Raw genomic sequence first — 22689 nt, 5'->3', positions numbered from 1 at the left:
CTCCTTATCTAAAATCTTTTTGCAATGACGCCAACTGCTCGGGCGTCGGGCGCAGATCCACTTCCTGCAGAGAACTCAAAGAGCGCTCGGTGAGCTGCATTTGTTCTGCCAACCTGGGTGTGGCTTCGTTCACATAAAAAAGTCCCGTCAGTATTTCTTCCTGCGCTCGTGTCTGTGCCAGTAAACTCAAGGCCTGCGTCCGGTTATGGACATCATGCGCGCGTGAATCCAGCTTCTTCAAAAGCAAATGACTGCCATCGGGAAGCTCCACTTTTTGGCGCCCCCCTTCTTCATAGTCAGCCAACATTTCTTCTGCGGCGGTGAAGAAGCCCAACTCCTGAAGAACCTGATCATGTTCCTTCATATAAGAATAAGACTTGGTGGACCCATCGTGATTGTTGAAGGTCACACACGGAGAAATAATATCTATCACGGCCGTCCCACGATGTTTCATCGCCGCCTGAAGCAGTGGAACCAACTGCTTGCCATCCCCAGAAAATGATCTGGCAACAAATCCACACCCAGCTTCAAGAGCCAAGGTGCAGAAATCCAATGAAGGCAGCTCGGCAGAACGCCCTGACTTCGCCAGACTTCCCTTATCTGCGGCGGCTGAAAATTGTCCCTTGGTTAAACCGAAGACCCCATTGTTCGCAATCAAATACACAATCGGGGCGTTTCTGCGAATCATGTGAAGAAAACCACCCAAGCCGATATTGCCGGTGTCCCCGTCCCCACTCACCCCCAAGTACAGAAGGTCCTTCTGAGCAATCATGGCTCCGGTTGCAACAGGGGCCATGCGCCCATGCATGGAATTAAATGCGAAGCTGGATGACATAAAATAAGCTGGGATCTTGGAAGAACATCCGATCCCCGACATTTTTGCCAACTGGAATGGAAGGACTTTACTGTGGAAACAGGCCGAGATGATGTGCTTGGAAATCGAGTCATGCCCACACCCCACACAGAGAGTTGAAGGACTGCCCTCATAAGCTTTGAGTTCCAGATTCATGCCTCACCTCGAAGGTTCAATATTTTATGGCGTAGGCCTTCTGCCGTCACCGGGGTTCCGTCAAAATGCAGGATCGACACCATCTTAGAAGCCCACTGCGGATAGGCCTGAGCAAGAAGGGCCTTCATTTGACCATCCCGGTTTTGTTCAATCACATAAACTGCTTCATGCTCTTTCATAAAGTCTTCTAGACCCGGTGAGAATGGATAGGCTCTGATTCGACACAGATCAAATTTTTGATTCTTCTGCTCCAGAAGTTCTGTCAGCTCCTCAACAACAGCCGAGGTGCTGCCAAAGTAGATCATTCCTTCTTTGTTGTCGTTCGATTTGATTTCCGGGGCCGGAACCAGTTTTTTGGCGGTCTCCCATTTTCGTTGTAAGCGCAGAATATTGTCCGAGTACTCTTCCGCCTTCTCGCTATACTGACCACGGAAGTTATGCCCGGAACCTCGGGTGAAATAAGCTGCCCGGGGATGGGAATTTCCAGGCAGGGTCCGCGCACAAATGCCGTCCCCGTCCTGATCCTCATAACGATGGAAATGTGTCAACTTATCCAGATCTTCAGGGCTTAGAACTTTGCCCCGGTCATAGCGAACTGGCGCAGACTTCAACTCTTCACTGCTCCAAAGATTCATTCCAAGATCCAGATCACTGAGCACAATTACAAGTTGCTGAAGCCGTTCGGCCAGATCAAAGCAGGTTTGGCCAAATTCGAAGCATTCCTGAATACTGCCAGGGAAGAGCAAGACATGTTTTGCATCCCCATGCGACAGGTGAGCTGAAAAAGTCAGATCCCCTTGTGCCGTTCGCGTCGGTAATCCTGTCGAAGGACCCAAACGCTGAACATTCCAAACGACCGCCGGTATTTCGGCGTAATAGGCATACCCGGCACCCTCGGCCATCAAACTCAATCCCGGACCGGATGTTGCTGTCAAAGCTCGAGTGCCGGCCCAGCCGGCACCAAGAACCATGGCAAAAGCGGCGAGTTCATCTTCCGCCTGAATGACAGCAAAGTTATTCTTGCCGTCCTTGTCTTTGCGCGTGCCTTTGGCAAATCGTTCAAAATGCTCAACCACTGATGTAGACGGCGTAATCGGATACCAGGAAATAAACTGGCATCCTCCGGCAAGCAGCCCTAAAGCCGCTGCTGTATTTCCATCCATCATCACTTGATTTCGGGGAACATCGGTCGTGCGGGCCACAAATGGCCACGCAAGATGTTGCAGATTTTCGCGGGCGTACTGCCGCCCAATATCCAACGCATCCAAGTTCGGTTGCAAAGCTGACGTTTTCTTTTCAAGCTGATCATTAACAACTTGTCGAACGATTTCTTGAGGGATTGTCAGAAGCTCGGACAAAATACCCACATAAATCATATTGGCTGCGAGCTTTTTTATTTTTATCGGCGCCACAATCTTGTCAGTTAGTGACTGGAGTGGAATTGGAACCGCGACGATATCCGGGCGCACGGACTTGCCCGCTGTTTTCCCTTCTGGATAGAAGAAAAAACCTCCTGAGCCCAGACAGCTCTGATCGGCCTCAAATGTCTGAGGGTTAAAGGCCAGCACGATATCGGCCCGACTGGTGGCCCCTACATACCCTTTGGAATTCGCTCGAATCCAAAACCATGTCGGCATCCCCGAGATGTTAGAGGGGAAGATATTTTTCCCTCCCACCGGAACGCCCATACGAAACAATGAACGCAAAAGAACACTGTTGGCTGTTTGAGTACCGCTGCCATTAACACTGGCAATATTTATGACAAATGAGTTTTCGTGTAGTTTATCCACATCCTGAACTTAACCACTTTTATCTTCCGAGGTTATGATCCAGATCAAGTTTGGAACTATACAGCAAGCACCGGATTCTGAAGAAAACAAATGCCCCCAGAACCTGATGAAGGACCGCCAAAGAGACCGGCACCCTCAGGACCAAAGTAAAAACACCCAGTATAAACTGCAGGAAAATCAGCAAGGTAAGCTCCCTAAACCCCAGACGCCATCCCAGCACAGCCAAGAGGCCAAGCACCCATCCTCCAATACGATGGAAGAACTGAAGATTGAACTGATTGTAAAAAAGGTTCTCCACCCAGCCGTCGTATATTAAGAATATGGGTGGTCCCCACGAATCCCCCATCAGCGGAAAGGTATTAAAAACATACCCGGCCCGACTTCCCGCCACCATCGCTCCTAATGCCAGCTGAACCACGCAAAGAAAAGAAAGTGTGTGTAAATAAATCCGCTGGCCGCGACAGTGCTGAATCTTGGTACTTTCCTGCTGCAACCAAAAAGCCAGATAGGACAAAATCAAACAGGCCCATAAAAAGTGGGCCAACAAGCGAAAGTGACTTACACGTGGAATCTGCACCAGTCCACTTTGCACCATAAACCATCCCAAGCCCCCTTGCATCCCCACTAGGAACAACAACAGAAGCACCCTTTTGCCATCCGGACTGATGGTTCGTCCCTGTCTCCAAAAAAAGAGGAACGGGACAATAATAAAGAATCCCAGCATCCGCGCAATCAGACGATGGGCGTATTCCCACCAGAATATGAATTTGAAATCTGCCAGCGTCATGAGGGATCTCGCCTTAAAGTCCGGGGACCCCTGATATTTGGAAAACTCCTGCAGCCACTGTGTGGAGGTGATCGGCGGCATGATACCGGTCACAGGCCTCCAGTCGACAATCGACAGTCCTGCCTCCAGCAGCCGGGTCGCTCCTCCCAAGGCCATTGTCAAAAAAACCCATCCGATGACAAACATCAGCCAATATCGAAAAACTGGACGAAGCCCATTTTCTTTCATCTGCATGAAGCGAATCTATGCAAATTTAAAATATTAATTTAACTAAAATTAACAAAACCATGATCCGGATCAATGTTCTTACTGCCCCCCTTGCAGTAGTATGAAGCCGACCGATTCGCTGGAGATCACTGTATGGAAGAAGAAAGCAACTCAGTCGCCCTGCGTTCTCACAAGTTCTTCATAGGGCCAGACTGCCTCAGCTGCGGAGCCTGCTGGAAAGAAGCGCCCGACAACTTTAGAAGCCATGACGTCGACGCCAATGCTTATGTTCACCGCCAGCCCCAGTCGGAAAAGGAGCTACAGGAATGCAAAGCGGCCCAAGAAATCTGCCCTATCAGCATCATCGGGTATGCCTATGAATGAAACCCCAAAACAACTGGTTTATTCCTGCTCGGGCTGCTCAAGTGCCGCGCAAGCCGCCAATGCTATCGCCGTTCGCTTGGATCGGTCGGGCATTGCCGAAATGTCCTGTATTGCGGGTGTCGGAGGTGATGTTCCGTCCCTGGTTAGAACCGCCAAATCAGGCCGCCGTATCACAGTCATTGATGGTTGCCCATTGCAATGCGCCCGCCATTGTCTGCAAAGACACGGAGTCATCCCTGACCGACACCACGACCTTTCAAAGCATGGCGTAAAAAAGGTTCAGCATGGTGACTTCAATCAAGAGCAAGTTGATGAAATATTCAATTTGATAAAGCTTGAGATCGAAGTGCCACAGCACTCATAAGCTAAATGTAAAGATAGTAGAAGGCGATGGGAATGACCAAACCCGCTATCACGAAGATCCAGCCCCGACGACCGAAGCCGTTGGCACCCTTGACCATGAAAAGGCCAGAGATACTTAGATAAAACTTCTTCCTGAGAATCGCGGACCCGGCTTCGAAAGGCCGTGGTGATTCCCAGCTTCTTTGCCAGGGCCTGCTCGAATTCGTCAGACTCGGGATTAGCCGGCAGATCAGCCACCGTCTGCTCACTTCGGGTAAGGACATAACTTGGATTCCAAGAGTCGATATGATTTACCGCAATTCCAGAGATCGCGTAAATCAAGATCAACCCCACACAGAAATAGCCAATATCCCGGTGAAAAGATCTGTTCAAGACGAACAGCTTTTTGCGCCAATCAACCCCGTTTCCACCGGAATGCTGCATGTATCTTAGTTCCCCTCGATCACCGCGCCTGTGGATATCTTTTAACATGAGTGCTCCCTTATTCTTTTTAAGAGGAAAGACCCTAGCCCTTCTAAAAAATTCCCTACCTGAAGCCCGCAGAGCAGCTATAATGTACTCATACCTTCCAAACAGTCAGGTGCGTTGTGAGATATAGATTGTCACTGGTGCTTTTAAGTCTTGTTGCTTTCACCTCCTGTAAATCAAATTCGGGGGGAAATACTCCGCCTGCAACAAATACCTGTTCGACAGCCACACTTGAAATTGAGATGGCTGCCACTCTAAGTGGTGGTGCCTCTTCAGAGGTTCCCTTCACTTACTCCATCGAGCGCTCTGATGGGCGCAAATTTACCTATAGCTATGGAGCCTCCAACCTTACAACCACGTATGAATCTGCCTCAACATCCAAGCTGGTAACCTCGGTGATTTTACTGCGCTTGGTGGACCAGGGATTTTTAGCTCTGACTGACAAGCCTCAAAAACACATCCCTCTCTGGCCTCTCGACTCTGGAGATGTCATTTACAACATGACCCTGGCGCATCTTCTGAGTTTCCGTTCAGGGATGACGGATGAACTCCTTTGCCTGCATAGCGCTGGTGCCAACTTCGAAACCTGCACCAAAAATATGGCCTCCTCTAATTCAGGCAGCACCTACACCCCAGGCTCTGTCTTTTACTATTCCGGAGTCCACATGCAGGTCGCCGGGCTGATGGCTCAATACGCAACTGGTTCATCTTGGCAGGACATTTTCGCGCAATTCAAGAATGATACGGGACTTTTTTCTTCAGCGGCCTATGACCTTCCCTCAAGTACAAACCCTCGTCTGGCGGGCGGGATGCATTGGCAGGCTAGCGAATACCTTGATTTTCTGCGTGCGCTCAAAAATGGAACACTACTAAGCCCCTCTTCCATGAGTGAACTGCTCAAAGACCAAACCGCTGCCAGCCAGATCATTTACTCTCCCCCCAAACAGGACTTAAACGAAGACTGGCACTATGGCTTGGGGCTCTGGCACGAATGCCAAAGCAGCAGCTATGGTTGCAACAGCAGCAACGGCCGTGTCTCAAGCCCCGGCGCTTATGGCGCCTATCCCTTCTGGGATCGCAGCAAAAACTACTTCGGCATTGTCGCTCGCCAGGGGACCACTGGTACGTACCCTAAAGGCATCCAGATCGAAAGAAGCGTTCGTGCCAAGGCGGAAGCGTGGGCAGCCTGCCCTTTTTAATGAACGATCCGATTGTTCAGATTCTATCGCCTCTCTCCCAACTCTTAGCCTAGGATTTCTATCTGCAAAATTAAGATAAAGGGCGAGTCCTTGGTGGGACCCGCAAGAATTTTATTTTAAATCGGCAAAGTTCTTTACAATGCAATCTGACAAGGAGAACTGATGCGTCCATGCTTTAAGACAACTGCAAGTATCACCCTTCTGCTCACCCTTACAGCCTGCGGAAGCCTGCCTGCAAAAAAGACCGCGGCGGCTCAAGTACAAAACCTTCTCACCCCCGCCTCGGCTTCTGATCCGTTGAACATGCGCACTGAAGCGGATTACAATTTTATTCTGGGGGACGTCTATAGCCGTGAAGGAAATTCTGCACAAGCCATTGAGGCCTTCAAAAAAGCACTGGCAATGGATCAAATGTCTCCCGCAGTTCACATGCGCCTGTCTGCAGAATACCTAAAAGCCGACAAGATGCCTGAGGCTATTTCCCACGCCCAAAAAGCCGTTCAACAAGATCCTAAGAACATTGACGCGCATCTGTTCTTAGGAGGCCTGTATTCTGCAGAAAAGCTCTACGACAAAGCTATTGCTCAGTACAATATCGTCCTACGGCTGCAACCGGAAAATGTTGAGGCGCCAGTTTATATTGGCTCTCTCTACTCAGATATGAAGGACTATAAAAAGGCCGAACAATACTTCAAGTCTCTTTTGAAAAACCCCCTATATGAAACCCCACATGTGGCCCACTACTATCTGGGTCTCATTAAGCAGGATCAAGAGGGTGCAAAGCAACAACTTGCGGCCGAACGATCCTTCAAGAAATCCTTGGAACTGAAGCCTGACTTCGAAGACGCTGTCGTATCGTTGGCAAACTTTTACTTGAAGCAAAGTGATCGCAATAAAGCACTTTCATTGTGCCTTGAGTTTCAAAAACAAAGCCATTTCAACAGAAGCGTGGCTGATATCATTGCACAAATATACATTGAAAGCGGAGAGTCTGATAAGGCCTTCGAGCAACTGGAAGTCATTTCCGGCAATTCAGAAAACTCCTTGGAGATTCAAATGAAGATGGCACTGCTTTTGATTGAACAAAAGCGCTTCCATTTGGCAGCCTCAAAACTAAAGGATATTGTCACGAAGTCTCCAACTTCAGACACTGCCCGCTATTACCTCGCCGCTGTCTATGAGGAAACCGGTGCTGCTGATAGTGCTATTCGCGAGTACATGCTAGTACCACCTTCAAGCCCCCATTTTAGTGAGGCCATTGTCCATGCAGCCCATTTGCTCAAAGGCCTGGGGAAACTCAATCAGGCATTGGATGTCACAGCAAAAGGACTAAAGACAAAAGCCGATCAGCCACAGGTTTACACCATGTATGCCTCCTTGCTAGATGCAAAGTCGGACTATTTAGGCGCAGCCCGAGTTCTGGAAGAAGGTCTGAGCAAATTTTCAAAAAATGTCAGCTTGCTATTTCAGCATGCTCTAATACTGGACCGACTGGGCAAAAAAGAAGGAATGATTGCTCAAATGAAGAAGGTCCTTGAAATTGAACCCAACCACGTTCAAAGCATGAGCTATCTGGCCTTCACATTGGCAGAGCTGAATCAGCACCTTCCAGAAGCCGAACGACTGGCACGCCGAGCTTTGGAGCTTGAGCCCACAGACGGTTATGTTCTGGATACACTTGGATGGGTTCTTTTCAAACAGAAGAAGTTTTCTGAATCAATCAAAGTTCTGGAGAAAGCCTATGGATATCAGTCCTCTGCCAGCATCATTGCAGAGCACTTGGCCGACGCTTACTCAATGCAGTCCATGCCCGAGGAAGCCAAAGCGATGTATAACAAGGCTGTGGGCCTCACCACCGATGAAGCCCGGGCCCGCCAGATCCGCAGCAAGCTGCTAAAGTTGGTTTTCTAATGCCCCAGGAACTTCTCTAGTTTTTCAAAGGACTCGGACCAACCTTGAAGACAGTCCTTGTGAAATTCGTTCGGGATGCCCTGCTGAGAGAGTTTGAAACGACTGGTATTGCGATTGATGGATTCAAATTCAAAAGTGATGTAAGCCATCTCGGGCCAATCTCCGGGCATTTTCGCTTCCTTGGCCGAGATGGGGTGGCCGTGCGTATCGGCAAAATGGTCAGTCATAACGATACGCTTGTTTTTAATGATTTCCTCAAAGTGCCCCGCCATTCCCGCAGCGCTCTGCTCGTTTCCTTTCATATTGAAGAAGTATTTTCCTCCATTGCGGAAATCGAGCTCGATATGATCCGCATACATCCCATGAGGCCACCACCACTTTTTTAAACTCTCCGCATTTGCAAAAGCCTCAAAAAGTCGCTCGACCGGAGCTTGAAACTCTCGATTTATTTCCAGCAACTTTGCCCCGGGGGTCGAGAGTTTATGTACGTAAGTCTGATTATCTTTGGCTTGTGAGGTCTGCATAAAAAACTCCTTCGCTAAAAATCGTAGGTAAATTATTTCAGCTTTTAGAATTTTTGGGAGTCCGGTTCGGCTATTTAACTTCTGGTTTGAACTTCTTTATTTCATCTGACAATGTTTGCTCACCAATTGTCAGATCCATTTGTCCTTGTTGTACCAACAAGGACCAGCGATTGTTCTTTTCGACCAGACTTCCAACAGAATCCAGGAACTCAGAACCAAAAGCCCAGATCTGCAGGTCAGCAGCACGATGGACGTCGTTGTTTTTAATCTCATTCAGCAGAATCTCAGGATTTTTATAGGTGAAAACCAAAACTTCGGAAGCGGCTTTCCCCGCCTTATGAAGCTTTCGCGCCGAAGGACTTCCCACCTCAATCCACATTTCAATGGAATTGTGATTTCCCAACTTGCGTAAAGCCGGAGCCTCCGGATCGGCCAGGCCCCCGGGGGTAAACTCCAAGCCTTCCTGATACACCAGGCAGTAGGCCAACACACGACTGAGCATATAAGGGTATGTTTCCGAAGGATGCTGAGCAACCCTGAAATCCAATGACTCGTACACTCCGCGATCAATATCTGAAACTTCAATCTGAAAACGGTAAAGCATCAGAGACTGATTCTGCACATAAAAAGAAAGAAAGGCAACTTAGTGAACTTGCCTTCATCTGAATGTGTCAGAGGAGCTGGAATCCGAAGCCCTAGGGACTTCAGTATTCACTGTCCATCATATGACGACCCTTTTCATGCATCATGGGACATGCCTCTTTCCCCATATTCTTGCAGGCCATTCTCATGTCTGCATGACACTCTTTTGGCGTCTTGCTGGAGCGCAGGCAGGTCGCCATATCTTCATGCATCTTCGCCATATTTTCACGCTGTAAGTTCGTCCATTCGACTTTTGGCGCCTTAGTTTTCATGGTATCAGCACCAAAAGAAATGGACGCTGCCATAGTCAGGGCCAAGATGGATGCGACGGAAACAAGTCCGATATTTTTTTTCATGGTTAAGCCTTTCTGTTTTAAAAAAAAAGAATCAATTTGGACCAAGGGTCTTACTTTCAAATGAGGAAGGAAAGCTTTCTATGGTCGGAATGCGAAGATGCACGGCCTGGACGGTCAACTTGCATAAAGTCGCGCGTTGATCTTTAACCAAAGTCTCACTAACTTCCTATTTATGAAGATATTAATTTTCGTTTTATTCGCATTTTTGGTTGCCTGCGCGACTTCAACCGAGAAAGGGGCCATCGGTGTTGAGCGCCGCCAGCTTCTTTTGGTGCCAAGTGAGCAGATTGTGTCTATGTCGGCTCAGGCATACGTGCAAACAAAACAGGACGCTCAGAAAAAGGGCCTGCTGGATAAGAACACCGCGCAAGTGCAAAGAGTGCAGACAATCGCCAAAAGACTTATCCCGCAGACGGCGATCTTTCGCAGTGATGCCCCCTCTTGGGCCTGGGAGGTCCACGTGATCACATCCCAGGAGCTGAACGCGTACTGCATGCCGGGCGGAAAGATCATGTTCTATTCTGGAATTATCGAAAAGTTGAAACTTACAGATGGCGAGATCGCGGCAATCATGGGTCATGAAATTGCCCATGCCTTGCGCGAACACGGCCGTGAACGAATGTCCGAAGAATTAATCAAAAGTGGTCTGGCCGAGGCTATACTGCTCACTGGCAAAGTCGAGGCTAAATATGTTGGAATGGCGGATCAAATCACGACGCTGGCTGTGTCACTGCCCCACAGTCGAGAACAAGAGTCTGAGGCTGACGACATTGGCCTGGAGCTGATGGCTCGCGCTGGCTACAATCCAGAGGAGGCCGTCGCATTATGGAAGAAGATGTCAGCTGCGGGCGAGGGAAAACCGCCGGAGTTCTTAAGCACACACCCGGCGGACGACACACGCATCAGAAGTATTTCGTCCTTGCTGCCAAAGGTGATGCCACTTTATAAACAGACTAAATAGAATCAGCAAGCAGACTCGCCTGTCGATCTTTAGTAGTCTTCGTCGGGCTCACCGTTATAGCGGCACTTGGCATCCGTGTGGACTTGTTTAGTGCCACTAATACGATTTTCAGTGGTGATGGTTTTTTCGTCGTGGTTCACGGTCACAACATACTTGTCATTGGCATAGTCCCTGACCTGGCCGTTTTGCCAACGCGGCGATAAGAACCCTTCGTTATTTGAGACCGTCAAAAGAATAGCGATATCAGCCTCGATCATCAGCACATCTTCTGTTTTGCTTTTTGCCGCATCATACCCTTTGCAGGTGATTGTTCCATCCGCCAAGGCGGAAGACGCAAAGACCGACACCAAAGAAAACAAGATCCACTTTTTCATAAGGCCTCCAATTTTTTAAGCCATCCACCCCTATTGCAAGGCGCTTGCCCGGACTAAATGGCCTATAGTCATTTAAAAGCACTCGCCCCTGTTAAAACCGGCCTTGGAGGTGACAAATTAGAGCCAGCTATTTCTTCTTCCCCTCTTTCTTCTCAGGGAAAAGCGATAAATAGCGACCGTAGCCTTTTGCTTCCATTTCATCTACCGGGATGAACTTAAGAGCTGCCGAATTAACACAAAAGCGTTTCCCCCCTTTGTCCTTGGGTCCGTCATCAAAGACATGGCCCAGATGGGATTTGGCCTTCTTGGAAATCAACTCGGTACGTTCCACAGACAGTTCATAGTCAGGCTTGGTTTCGACGAAAGAGTCATCAATAGGCTTTGTGAAGCTGGGCCATCCTGTGCCGGAGTCGTACTTGTCCGTGGAGCTGAATAAAGGCTCTCCGCTGACGACGTCTACATAGATCCCGGCTCTTTTATTATTCCAGTATTCATTTTCAAACGGCTTTTCTGTCGCTGCCTGCTGGGTGCATTGGTACTGCATCGGTGTCAGCGTTTTCTTAAGCTCAGCATCCGATGGCTTGACGTATTCCTTTTCTTTAGCAGACACCGAACCTACAAAGAACAGACTCAGTATAAAAATCAACGCCCGCATAAAAGCCTCCTTGGTTTCTACAACAAGTGTAGGTATCTGGGCCGGTAAAACCAACTTGAAGAGTAAGAACCGGCCCAACTTTTATTGCAACTGTGTAATTTAACTGTTCCCTTTCTGACTCTTAATTCAAAATTACCTAATGGCTACGGGTAGTGCCTCATTTTCACCATTCGGGTGACTTTAGGAACTCCAGCCTTATTCCGACAATATAGGAATATGGGAGCTATTTCGGGTTTTCGTCTAAATTTGATACTCATTATGTACGTCGGCGGCCTCTTAGCAGGCTGCTCGTTGGATGCCAATATTGAAAACCTTGCGGGAAGCAAGATCCTTCTGCCTAAGATCAGACACGAGAAAGATTTCCAGCAAGCCGAAGTCTATAAATCTGGACACTACGAAGTTCATGGTCAGATCGGCGAGCTTGCTGAAAAAAAGACCGCCGGACAATATGTTATCGAAGGGATGATAGCTTATGAGTAAATCGATCTCTATCCTCTTCAGCCTTCTGCTGGGGTTTATCGCAGTCCCGACCAGTGCCTCCAACGGCAACCGAGGTATCACCTTTCAAGGGGTCATCAAGGACACTGCCAATCCCTCCAGTCCGATTTTTCCTTCCTCTCTTTCCAACGTGACCGTGCAAATTTTGGGTGTACGCAATGACGGAAACTCCTGCATTCTTTGGCAGGAAGTCCATGTCGGCGTGCAAATCGAAAAAGGGTATCTTTATCTGGTCGTCGGACAAGGCACAAAGTCGCCACTTCCCAATCTCACCTTCGATCAGGTCTTTGATGACAAGCCCAAGACAGGTCTGACTTGTTCCAACGGTCACACCGACTATACACCCGCCTCCACGGACTCGCGAAAACTGCGCATCGTTGTCAACAGCCTGGGAATCACGGCTGACTTTAATATGCGCGCCTCTCCTTATGCCGTGCGCGCAGAAAAGTCCTCTGATGCTGATAAGCTCGAAGGAAAATCTGCGGATCAATTCCTGGCGGTCAATACGCCGACGGGTTTGACTCAATCTGCGGTCGAGGCTTGGTTTTCAAGCACCGTGATGGCAGATCTTCTGGCTGGGACTTATGCCGCTTCAACGGCCATCACGGCCACGAACGTCACCGGCACTGTTGCTATTGCTAACGGGGGAACCGGAGCTACCTCTGCCGCGGCGGCTCGCACAAATCTGGGGTTAGGCCCCTTGGCTGTTATGAATCCCACGGGTACAGCGGACGCCAGCTCTTACCTGCGGGGTGATGGCCGTTGGGAATCCCTGCCCTCAGCTCCCACTCTTGCTGGAGATGTCAATGGAGCTCCTGGTGCCAACAGCGTCGATAAAATCAAAGGTACGGATGTGAATGTCACCGGCCTTACCGCCGGCCACTTCTTCCGCTTCGACGGAGGCGCCTGGATCAACGGCGCCCTGACGGCGACGGATGTTCCCTCTTTGGACTGGTCCAAGATTTCTTCAGGAAAACCCACGTCACTGGCAGGTTATGGCATCACCGATGCTGTGAACAAAAATGGCGACACCATGGCCGGTGCGTTGAATATGGACAGCAACAACATCAGCAACGCCGGCTATATTCTGATGAGCCCGCAGCGCGCACTGGGCCTTGGATCTTACTCCAACGCTCAAGAAGCGACCTTAGTGGGAAGCCTGACCGCGGCTCACAAGGGATATACTTGGTTTAACTCTGACGACAACACCATCAAATTCTGGAACGGTTCCGCCGCTCAGGCTCTGGGTCTGGCCGGATCTGGCATCACCTCTATTGCAGGGCAGACCGGCGGATCTCAGTCTTTGGCGATCGGCAGCTCTGGAAATGCACCCGCCTGGAATTCAGCTTCCAACACGCACACTTTGAATATCCCCATGGCGTCCGCTCCGAGTGTCACGGCGGGTTTAATCAGCAAGTCTGACTTTGACACCTTCAATGCCAAACAACCCGCCGGAAATTATCTCACGGCTCTGACCGGGGATATTTCTGCGACGGGCCCGGGATCCGTGGCGGCAACGATCGCCGCCAACGCTGTGACCACCGGAAAAATTGACGATGGCACCATTCTGGGAACCGATCTGAACTTCACTGGAGTCAACACAGCCACCACAGGTTTTGTGATGAAAGACTCTACAGGCAAATTCTTTAACTTCGCGTGCGCAACCACGGGTCACATTCCGACATGGACAGCGGCAGGATTTGCCTGTCAGGCCCCGACGCCTCTGTTGCCTTCCTTGGCCACAGGCAATCTGTGGATCGGGAACGGATCCAATGTTGCCACCGCTGTCAGCATGAGTGGAGATGCCACCATCAGCACTACGGGTGCCTTGACGCTGGCCAATTCCGGAGTCGCCGCGGGCACCTATTCGAAAGTCACCGTGGATATTAAAGGTCGTGTGACGGTGGGAGCTAATATCGGCTCTTCGGACGTGACGACGGCATTGGGCTTCACTCCTGTTAATAAAGCCGGCGACGTCATGACGGGCTCTTTGGGGCTTGGCAATTACACCAACGCCACAGAAGCGACTTTGATTACTGGCTGGGGTGCTTCCGACAAAGGTAAAACCTGGTTCAACACCACCTCTAATCAGGTAAAGTACTGGGATGGTTCTGCAGCGCAAGCTGTGGGGGTCTCTGGCGCGGGAATATCCGCTTTAACTGGCGAGGTCACGGCGACAGGTCCGGGCTCTGCCGCGGCCACCATTGCTGCGAACGCGGTGACAACCGGAAAAATCGCCGACGGCACAATCTTGGGAGCCGACCTGAACTATACTGGAGTCAACTCCGCCACAACCGGTTTTGTGATGAAAGATTCTACGGGCAAATTCTTTAACTTCGTCTGCGCCACGAACGGACATGTCCCCACTTGGACTGCTTCTGGATTTGCCTGCCAGGCTCCTGCCGGAGGCACCGTGACTTCAGTTATTGCCGGCACGGGCCTGTCCGGCGGCACGATCACCACCAGCGGCACTATTGCCTTGGCCAACACGACCGTCACTGCGGGATCGTATGGAAGCGCGACTCAGGTGGCAACCTTTACAGTGGATGCGCAAGGGCGTCTGACGGCGGCGGCGAACACCACAGTGACACCGGCCTGGTCGTCGATCACTTCCAAGCCGACGACACTTGCAGGTTACGGAATCACCGACGCGGTTCTTCTGGGAGGACAGGCGGCCGCTGTCAGTTTAGGAAGCACGAACGCTAACGATCTGTCATTTAAAACCAACAACTTGGCCCGCATGACCATCAATAGTTCGGGCAACGTTGGTATCGGAACAGCGTCCCCGGCCAGTGCGCTGCACGTTGTGGGTGATATTCAGTTCACGGGTACCCTGACGGATATTTCGGATCGCCGACTTAAGAAGAACATCAAGCCCATCAGCTCGAGCTTGGAATTGATCAGAAAGATCCCGGTTTATTCTTATGTCATGAGGGATGACCCCAATGAACGGACCGAGTACGGTGTGATGGCCCAGGACATGATGGTCATTCTGCCGGATCTTGTAAAGCGCGTTGATTTGAATGGCAATTATTATGGTGTGAACTACATCGGGCTGATCCCATGGACCATTGGCGCTCTCCAACAGGTCGACAAGAACACCCGGCGCGATATCGCCTCGATCCAGGCAGAAAACAGCGATCTCAAGGCGGCCGTAAAGAAACTTGAAGACAGAAACAAGGATCTTGAGAGTCGTCTGTCCGCCATCGAAGCCCAGTTCAGGAAGCTGCAGAAATAACAGGAAGACCATCTTATGAAATCTCACGTTGCCACCTTCCCACAGTTCCTAGGTCTTTTAAGCACCCGTATGCTTCTTACCGCCGCGGTGTTTTTATCCATTTCTGCCGCCCACGCTGACTGCACATCTCCGGCCGCCATCGCGGGTGCCATGGAATACTTCACCGCCACGGCCGAACTCAAATACTGCAACGGCACCAACTGGGTGTCGACCAAGTACGGCGGCATCAAGGGTGTGGCAGCTCTCGTGGATACAGACTCATCCCGTATCAATGCCAAGGATGTTGCCGTCAATGGCAACTATGCTTACCTTTTGGGATCTAATAGCAGCGGAAACTTCTCTATCGCCGTTTATAATATTTCAAATCTCTCTAACCCCACTTTTGCCGGTAGCTACGAAGGAGCCTTCGGGGCTGGCGAGTCCATCACCACCGATGGCACTTATCTTTATACAACACAAAGCTCAACTCTCAGAATTTTCTCAATTGCAAATCCGGTGGCCCCTGCTCTTGTGGGCAGCCTTACCAACACCTATCTTTCAACCGGTCGACTGGTTGTCAGCGGGAACTACGTATTTGCTATCAGCAGCCGACTGGCGATTGTCGATGTCACCAACAAGGCGGCTCCGACCATCTCGTCCACACTTTCAAATGCCAACTTCAGCTATTCCTCAGGTCTGGCTGTTTCAGGGAATTATGCCTATATCACGGGCTACTCTACTAAGAATCTCATCATCGTCGACGTCACTAACAAGGCCGCTCCGGCCGTCTCAGGCTCGGTCAACTGTTCTGCTTGCAGCAACCCGGAAAGTATTGCTCTCTATGGAAACTATGCCTATATCGGAAGTTCGGGAAATTCTGGAGCGCAACCGACGATCGTCAATATCACGAACAAAGCGGCCCCCACGATCGTTGGCCCCATTGCCAACACCTACTGGATCAATGACATTGTCGTAAAGTCAAACTACGCCTACGCGGCAGCAGACAATGGAGACTTCTATACGCTGGACCTGACGAATCCGGTAAATCCAACCGTCATACAAAAAACTAAGGTCACCACTTATCTAAGGGGCCTTTCGAAGTTGTCCTATGATGGCAATAAACTCGTGGGCGTCGCAGACTCTTCCGGCTTTATCGCAACTTTGGATCTGACCCCCACGGGTATGCCAAAGACACCGGAATCCAGTAATATCTTCTCTGGGGATTCCTCCTGGGCGCAGGAGCTTCATCTTAGCGGGAACACTGCGGTATCCATGGATTCATCTGGAGGCTTCTGGACGTACAACGTCAGCAATCCTGCCTCTATGTCATTTTACGGCAAAGCCAAGGTTCCAGTTGGCTCCAACATGTTCTTTACGGCCGCCCACTTTGACGGCAGCTATTTCTACATAGCTGCCCCCAATCAGTCCACCATCTTTATCTATGACCTAATCACGCCGTCAGCGCCGACTCTGGTTACTTCCCTTTATCACGTAAACTTGGGACAGGTCATGGCAATGACTCGGGGGGGAAACTATATTTACGCTGCGGCCTCGTCGGGTCTGGCTGTCTTCAATGCGACCACAATAACGGCGCCCACCTATGTCACGACCGCCAGTAGTTCATTTTCCTGGCCAAAAAAAGTTCTGGCCTCAGGAAGCCATGTCTATGTAATTCAATCAGGCTATCTCTATATTTTCGATATCACCAATCCGGCAGCACCAAGTCTGGTCGGCACCCTGAGTGACTTTATCAACTTATCAAACGCTTCTGACATTGCGATATCCGGGAACTACGCCTATATTACCACGAGCTCAGCAATGGTCGTTGTTGATATAGCCACCAAATCAGCACCCACGTATGTTACGAAAATTTCCACAGTCAGCTATGCCAGCAAAATCGCTATCTCTGGAAATTATGCCTATACCATTGGTGACTATATCCGAAGTATTGATATCTCCACTCCAAGTGCTCCCGTACTTAAGAACTCCGTTTACTGTGCCAACTGCACGGGTGTTGTTGTGTCAGGATCCACGGCTTTCGTCACTGACAATAGCATCCCCGGGATTCGATCTTACAATATCAGCAATCCACTGGCGATCGCACAACTAAGCACTTTCAAAACACCTGCCGACTATGAATCCATTCAACGAATTGTGATCAAGGGTAACTACGCCCTGACAGGCAGCTCAAAAACCTCCGCCGTCACCGTCACTGACACGACAAATCCAACCAGCCCAACTGTTACAGCAACTCTGGCTGATTCCAAATTTTCTTCACTTGGAGATCTGACCTCCTCTGGAAACTATGCTTACACCGCCGCCAACGGACACTTCACCATCATCGATGTCACCAATCCAGCGACGCCCTCGATAGCAGGATCAATATCTCACGCCAATCTTTCCAGCGGAAAAAGAGTCGCGGTGGCCGGAAACTACGCCTACTATCTTTCCAGCGGCCGATTGACCGTCATAGATATCACCACCAAGTCCGCACCTGCGATCTCCGGAACACTCACCCACGCAAATCTCTCGGACTGTAGAGGACTGGCTTTGACCGGAAGCCATGCGGTAACCCTTTGCGCATCGACGAAGCTGCTTGTCGTGATTGATATCTCAAATCCCGCAGCTCCGTCCATTGCCGGAACTGCCTCTGCCGGATCTTACACCGATGCCAACACGGTTGTGATCAGCGGAAACTATGCCTTTATAAATGACAGTAAGATCAAGGTTTTCGATATCACCAACAAGACTGCCCCACTGTTAGCGGCCTCATTTGATGGGGTTTCTAATTGCTCAGGCTGTCAGCCTAGTGATCTTCAAATCGTAGGCACGAATCTGTATTCGGTCGAGTCTATTATCACAGTCTGGGACATCAGCAGTCCACTTGCCCCCGAACAGCTAGGTTACCCCATCAGCAGCTCTAACAATCGCTACTTAAGCCGCGTCGCCTTTTCTGCCAATCGACTGATCGCCGCTGACGCTCAAGACACCTTTTATGTTTTTGAAATCGTGCCGCTGCCGGCCCCGCAAAAGGCCACAGCTGTGATGTCTCCAGCGCCGCGACTGCGTAATGCCGCTGTGATAAAAATAGTCGGCTCGACCGCTTTTGTGCTGGCTTCAGGACAACTGACGGTCGTTGATATCTCAAACCCCGAAAGTCCGACTATCACCTCTTCATGGTCTCACCCGCGACTTTATGGAGCTCTCCGTCTGGAGATTTCAGGCACTCGCGCCTACATAGGGGAAATTGACTCATACGGAATCAGCATTTTGGATATTACCAATCCAGCAACTCCCCAGTTCCTGGTGAAGTATTTCAGCAGCTTTTCCAACTTTTGGGGATTAAACAGCCTCGCCGCCAGTGGCAACTATTTGTATGTTGTTGGTAACTCAAAACTATCCACGGTTTCACTTTCCGATCTGGCCAATATCAACATCACCGGCTCCGTTACCGGTGCAGGCCAAGCGCTTGCACTTGACGGGAACTATGCGTATTCATGCAACGGCTCGACGCTGTCAGTAATAGATGTCTCCAATCCCGCAAGCCCATCGCTGACAGCCTTCAATGATTCGTCCATGAATGGATGCAAAGATGTTAAGATCGTCGGCAACAGGGCCTATGTTGTCACCACGACCAACAAGTCCCTTGTTATCCTGGATATTTCAACACCGACGTCCCCGACCGTCCTAGGCTCCATCACACATGCGACGAGACTGTCCAACCTGGTGAACGTCGAAGTATCGGGAAATTATGCTTATGCGGTTTCAACCACTGGGGACATCACACTGGTTGACATCTCCACACCGGCCACTCCGGTGATCAATGACTACTATGACACCTCCGGGTCCACCAACCTGGGGCTGCTAGTTGCTCCGTACATCTATTCCCCTGACTACACAGGCAACTCTTTGGAGGTCACCAAAGCTCTTCCATTGGTGACTCAAGGGGCCTGTACTGTAGCCGGCGTCATCGACTATATCGCCCCGAACAATGTCTTTGCGTACTGCAATGGTTCTGTGATGATTCCAATGGGCCCCTCTCCGGGCGCAGGAGGGGCCGGATGTTCTGCGCCCGTCGCGTTGGCGGGAGCATTCAATTACAACGGCACTTCCAATAAGATGACCTACTGTGATGGCAATGCCTGGGTTTCTATTGAGTAGCTTCTGAAGATGTCAGCCAGCGCCCGTCGCTTTTGGAAAGCTGTATTTCCCCCACAAGGACTTGCCGAGGGATACTTTTGTCCACCTGATCTTTGATAACATCTTCAAATTCGCCGGGCCCCATCAGTTTTTTGGCCTCATAGGATTTCAGGAAATGACCTGCAAGCTCTCGGGCCCCCACTTCAGAAAGCACACTCAGGCGGTAACGTACCAGAATCTCATTCTGGCTGACCGGGATCTTCTCCAGCACCTCGGCATCCGCTGAATCCAGGATGGCGGTCAAAGCGATCTGCTGAAGCTCGGGTGCGAAACTCAGCTGCGGTTCCAGCATCTGCTCAATATTTCTCTTTTGCAGGGAGGCCGCAGAGGCCCTGACAGCTTCGAGGAACTCTTTTTGGTCCTTCCACTTCAGATAGCCCAAAATGGCCAGAACGCCCGAAACCAGCAATATCGCAACGATCAACATTCTTTTGTACTTCATAGGACTATCTCAGCAGAAGTGCCGTAAGATGAAAAGAACAAACAGATTACAAAAAAAGGCCGGGGGACCCCCAGCCTTTTTTATTTCTCATCCCACGACGTTGGTTGTGGGTTTGGCAAGACTTTGACTTAAACGTAAGCGCCTAGTTCCTTGCTCATAAATCTTTTGCGCATCTTAATCGTACTTTGAGTTTCCAAACGTCCAAGTCTGCGAACGATCAAATCTGCTTTCGAGGTCTTTTTCGTCAAGACTTCTGTTGAAGCAAACAGTTCAACGCCACTTTCAAGAGTTTCATAAAGCTCGAACACATCACAAGCATTCAAGTACTCAGTGCGTACCGCTTGGTTTTCAAAATTTGTGTAGGTGTATTGACTGTATTCTTTGGCATCTTTTTCAGCCGCTTTTACCGCCGCATTGGCATTTGCTGCCTGAAACAACACCACACGTTCTTCAAGCAATTCCGCGAAGGCCTGTTTGCCTTTAGCATTGGACTTACCCACAGCACGAGTCACATAGAGAGTTTTAACGGCAAACCATTTTTTATTTTTCATTGTCTTTTCCTATGAGTAGTTCAACTGTGACTGAAACTCAACCACAGTCAGAACTATACAAATCAGATCAACAATGAGTCAACAAACAGTTGGCAAACCGTCCTGGGAAGGCTACTGAAGAGAATATGTCCTGATCACACTCTGTACGCCCCCGTGATCTTTCACCTGGGCATTGATCAGAATCATGGAGCTATGAACAAGATGGGCGCTCCCAACGCTGCCGCCGACAACGAAAATACGGCTTTGGGTGGCGCGAATGCTAGAAATTTTCGAGAACCCGCACAGTACAAGATCACTATGCACCCCCTGAGCGTCCCCGACAGTTGACTGCGCACCTGCCGCACGCAGAACCAAGCGACTGTGAACCGAGTTCAGGGAAGAAACCAGATTCACTATGGAATCAAGAGACTCTTGAACAGCTTGGATAACCTGACTGTCCCGGAAACCAGAAGCTTTTTCAGCATCGCGACACAAAGCCACCACTTCAGCGATTTCACTTTCAGAGGTCACTGGCATTTCGGGAGTCTTGTCTTTCCCATCCGCCGGATTCGGTGCGGGCTCCGACACACTCACAGGATCCCCCCCCGGAATAAGAAGCTCGTCAGAAAGTCCCAAGGACTCCCCCTCAAAGACCACGGCGTTGTTGCCGATCTTTGAGCAGTTTTGAAAGGACAAAATCATCAGGCTACACAACAACAACAAGACTCCACGGTATTTCAACGACTGCATCTGACCTCCCCCATTCGAACATAGCTATAGTCATCCTATGCAATATCGGTGCATAGGGTTCTTTTCGTTAGCCCAAAACTGAGTTTGATTTGAGATGTTGAACTTGTAAAATTCGCTCAGAAGTTTTGCGTACTGAAATGGTAATACCTTGATGGCTCTATTTCTGCCACGCAATGCAACTTCATCCCCACCCCTGTTTCGAGGAGAACATCAGGTGGACTTAATTTGAGAAAGACCATGGGCATGCCTAAGTCGTTAGCTTTTCGACCAACAAAACAACTAAAAAAGTCATTATCAAAATAAGTACTACGATTGTGTACTGCTTGGTCGGATCATCGTCAGGGATAGTGTTTGCGCAGACAGCGACGCCGTTTTCGGTGAGCGTCTGACAAAGACTGTCGAGCTCGTCAACATCTGCCAAAAGAGTAAAGTTGTCCTGCATCTTGCGATATCGAAAAAGAATAAATGAAAAGAGCGCTGTTGTCGGCTCTTTCAGCTTCAACTCAATACAATAATCGGAACGACGAAGTACTTCTTCAATACTCGTAAAAGGCAGCGGATCTACTGTGATAAAAGTCGCAGTGTTCAGTTCAAGGATAGATGTCTGATCAACACGTGCAATGGTGTGACGGAGAAGCATAGGGACCACCCACCTCAGCCACACAAAGATCATGGTTCCAGCTAAAAAAAATCCCGCTCTTCTATCCGGCCTGGCTGAACTATCTTGAAGAACACGGTAAAGACTGTGAAGGCTCAAAAAGAGCCCCAACGTTATCAACGCCGCCAGCGCCCAATGAAACCAACGAAATCTTCGCAGGTTGGATTTAAAAACCTTCACTTCCGGACCAGTCATATAAAAATGTTAGCAAGCCAGCATCGACTTCACAAGCAAGATCAATTAAGTCCTGCCTGCGAAGGCGCGGCACTGATGGGCCTACTTTGGCATTACGACTGTCATATCCATGTAAGGTCCTTGAGGGATTTCGCCCGGAGGCAGTCCCGACGGAACCTTATTTTCACTGGGGCCCAATGACTTTATGAAGCGATACATCGCTCGCAGGTCTTCTTTCGTCATGGCATTTACCGCATACCATGGCATCGGAGGACGTGTTTTTAAGGTCTTGGCGTACTGAACAAAGTCAGCCTCACTCATACCATGAACTCGCTCTCGCAGGTTTGTGGGAAAAGTTGTTCCCCAAGGCCCCTTCCAGCCGACCTGATCCCCAATCAGCCAATCTTTTTCAGGAACTTCTCCATTCTTCATTCCAAAAAAAGGCGTGTGACAGTCGTTGCAACCGATGGTTTTAACTAGATACCGACCGCGCTGGATTTCATCTTCGCGGGATTTTGCCTCTGAGTTACCGGGCAAGGTAAAAAGAACAAAAGTCGTCGATGCAAGTATGAACATCTTCTGCATAATAT

22 protein-coding genes are annotated in these 22689 nt (G+C 49.8%); 9 read left to right on the top strand and 13 right to left on the bottom strand.

Annotated features, from left to right (window positions below; genetic code table 11):
• Positions 1–4: 4 nt before the first annotated feature.
• From ACES2G_RS05990 to ACES2G_RS05980, 3 genes are read right to left on the bottom strand one after another with little or no spacing between them, the layout of a single operon-like run.
• Positions 5–1009 carry a thiamine pyrophosphate-dependent enzyme gene (locus tag ACES2G_RS05990; RefSeq protein WP_347356916.1) on the bottom strand — a complete coding sequence of 335 codons (1005 nt, stop codon included), beginning with the start codon at positions 1007–1009 and terminating at the stop codon, positions 5–7.
• Positions 1006–2799: a 2-oxoacid:acceptor oxidoreductase subunit alpha gene (locus tag ACES2G_RS05985; protein WP_374001556.1), complete on the bottom strand. Its 1794-nt coding sequence runs from the start codon at positions 2797–2799 to the stop codon at positions 1006–1008. The genes ACES2G_RS05990 and ACES2G_RS05985 overlap by 4 nt, the downstream gene beginning before the upstream one ends.
• Before the next feature lie 19 nt (positions 2800–2818).
• On the bottom strand, positions 2819–3742 hold the full coding sequence (locus ACES2G_RS05980) for a COX15/CtaA family protein (RefSeq protein WP_374001888.1): 924 nt from the start codon (positions 3740–3742) through the stop codon (positions 2819–2821).
• Positions 3743–3946: 204 nt separating this feature from the next.
• Here ACES2G_RS05980 and ACES2G_RS05975 point away from each other — a divergent pair, with 204 nt between their 5' ends.
• From ACES2G_RS05975 to ACES2G_RS05955, 5 genes are all read left to right on the top strand, one after another.
• Positions 3947–4177, top strand: a complete 231-nt coding sequence (locus tag ACES2G_RS05975) for a ferredoxin (RefSeq protein WP_347356912.1) — start codon at positions 3947–3949, stop codon at positions 4175–4177.
• The gene (locus ACES2G_RS05970; RefSeq protein WP_374001555.1) at positions 4170–4541 is read left to right on the top strand and encodes a putative zinc-binding protein; all 372 of its coding nucleotides are present in this window, start codon (positions 4170–4172) and stop codon (positions 4539–4541) included. Before ACES2G_RS05975 ends, ACES2G_RS05970 begins: the two co-directional genes overlap by 8 nt.
• 284 nt (positions 4542–4825) lie before the next feature.
• Complete coding sequence (locus ACES2G_RS05965) at positions 4826–4972, top strand: hypothetical protein (protein WP_347356909.1); 147 nt, start codon at positions 4826–4828, stop codon at positions 4970–4972.
• A 278-nt stretch (positions 4973–5250) separates the two neighbouring features.
• Positions 5251–6207: a serine hydrolase domain-containing protein gene (locus ACES2G_RS05960; RefSeq protein ID WP_374001554.1), complete on the top strand. Its 957-nt coding sequence runs from the start codon at positions 5251–5253 to the stop codon at positions 6205–6207.
• A 162-nt stretch (positions 6208–6369) separates the two neighbouring features.
• Positions 6370–8118 (top strand): tetratricopeptide repeat protein, encoded by a 1749-nt coding sequence (locus ACES2G_RS05955; protein ID WP_374001553.1) that lies wholly within the window; start codon positions 6370–6372, stop codon positions 8116–8118.
• On the opposite strand, the gene ACES2G_RS05950 is transcribed toward ACES2G_RS05955, so the two are convergent.
• The 3 genes from ACES2G_RS05950 to ACES2G_RS05940 form a co-directional block, all read right to left on the bottom strand.
• Complete coding sequence (locus ACES2G_RS05950; RefSeq protein ID WP_347356903.1) at positions 8115–8642, bottom strand: SRPBCC domain-containing protein; 528 nt, start codon at positions 8640–8642, stop codon at positions 8115–8117. The two genes, ACES2G_RS05955 and ACES2G_RS05950, sit on opposite strands and share 4 nt — an antisense overlap.
• 70 nt (positions 8643–8712) lie before the next feature.
• Positions 8713–9246: a YaeQ family protein gene (locus tag ACES2G_RS05945; protein ID WP_347356902.1), complete on the bottom strand. Its 534-nt coding sequence runs from the start codon at positions 9244–9246 to the stop codon at positions 8713–8715.
• A 100-nt stretch (positions 9247–9346) separates the two neighbouring features.
• Positions 9347–9640: a hypothetical protein gene (locus ACES2G_RS05940; protein ID WP_347356901.1), complete on the bottom strand. Its 294-nt coding sequence runs from the start codon at positions 9638–9640 to the stop codon at positions 9347–9349.
• A gap of 172 nt (positions 9641–9812) precedes the next feature.
• On the opposite strand from ACES2G_RS05940, the gene ACES2G_RS05935 reads away from it, so the two are divergent.
• Positions 9813–10601 carry a M48 family metallopeptidase gene (locus tag ACES2G_RS05935; RefSeq protein WP_347356899.1) on the top strand — a complete coding sequence of 263 codons (789 nt, stop codon included), beginning with the start codon at positions 9813–9815 and terminating at the stop codon, positions 10599–10601.
• Between the two features lie 29 nt (positions 10602–10630).
• On the opposite strand, the gene ACES2G_RS05930 is transcribed toward ACES2G_RS05935, so the two are convergent.
• Entirely contained in the window at positions 10631–10975 is a 345-nt protein-coding gene (locus tag ACES2G_RS05930) for a hypothetical protein (protein WP_347356898.1), read from the bottom strand.
• A 127-nt stretch (positions 10976–11102) separates the two neighbouring features.
• Entirely contained in the window at positions 11103–11630 is a 528-nt protein-coding gene (gene msrB, locus ACES2G_RS05925; RefSeq protein WP_347356895.1) for a peptide-methionine (R)-S-oxide reductase MsrB, read from the bottom strand.
• A gap of 258 nt (positions 11631–11888) precedes the next feature.
• Here msrB and ACES2G_RS05920 point away from each other — a divergent pair, with 258 nt between their 5' ends.
• The 3 genes from ACES2G_RS05920 to ACES2G_RS05910 are packed head-to-tail and all read left to right on the top strand — an operon-like array spanning position 11889 to position 19506.
• The gene (locus ACES2G_RS05920) at positions 11889–12110 is read left to right on the top strand and encodes a hypothetical protein (RefSeq protein WP_347356893.1); all 222 of its coding nucleotides are present in this window, start codon (positions 11889–11891) and stop codon (positions 12108–12110) included.
• Complete coding sequence (locus tag ACES2G_RS05915) at positions 12103–15366, top strand: tail fiber domain-containing protein (protein ID WP_347356891.1); 3264 nt, start codon at positions 12103–12105, stop codon at positions 15364–15366. Before ACES2G_RS05920 ends, ACES2G_RS05915 begins: the two co-directional genes overlap by 8 nt.
• Positions 15367–15381: 15 nt before the next feature.
• Positions 15382–19506 carry a hypothetical protein gene (locus ACES2G_RS05910; protein WP_347356890.1) on the top strand — a complete coding sequence of 1375 codons (4125 nt, stop codon included), beginning with the start codon at positions 15382–15384 and terminating at the stop codon, positions 19504–19506.
• Here the strand turns inward: ACES2G_RS05910 and ACES2G_RS05905 are convergent.
• From ACES2G_RS05905 to ACES2G_RS05885, 5 genes are all read right to left on the bottom strand, one after another.
• Positions 19496–19987, bottom strand: coding sequence for a hypothetical protein (locus ACES2G_RS05905; protein WP_347356888.1), 492 nt, complete (start codon positions 19985–19987; stop codon positions 19496–19498). The two genes, ACES2G_RS05910 and ACES2G_RS05905, sit on opposite strands and share 11 nt — an antisense overlap.
• Positions 19988–20115: 128 nt before the next feature.
• On the bottom strand, positions 20116–20538 hold the full coding sequence (locus ACES2G_RS05900) for a DUF4288 domain-containing protein (RefSeq protein WP_347356886.1): 423 nt from the start codon (positions 20536–20538) through the stop codon (positions 20116–20118).
• A 111-nt stretch (positions 20539–20649) separates the two neighbouring features.
• Complete coding sequence (locus tag ACES2G_RS05895; protein ID WP_347356884.1) at positions 20650–21267, bottom strand: hypothetical protein; 618 nt, start codon at positions 21265–21267, stop codon at positions 20650–20652.
• Between the two features lie 247 nt (positions 21268–21514).
• Entirely contained in the window at positions 21515–22120 is a 606-nt protein-coding gene (locus tag ACES2G_RS05890; protein ID WP_374001552.1) for a hypothetical protein, read from the bottom strand.
• 81 nt (positions 22121–22201) lie between these two features.
• Positions 22202–22684, bottom strand: coding sequence for a cytochrome C (locus tag ACES2G_RS05885; protein ID WP_347356880.1), 483 nt, complete (start codon positions 22682–22684; stop codon positions 22202–22204).
• Positions 22685–22689 lie beyond the last annotated feature (5 nt).

Origin of the sequence: Bdellovibrio bacteriovorus (assembly GCF_041888015.1) — a bacterium.
In the GTDB taxonomy this organism is placed as follows: domain Bacteria; phylum Bdellovibrionota; class Bdellovibrionia; order Bdellovibrionales; family Bdellovibrionaceae; genus Bdellovibrio.
The sequence above is the reverse complement of the archived record's forward strand: the minus strand, read 5'-3'. Positions and strand labels throughout refer to the sequence as shown.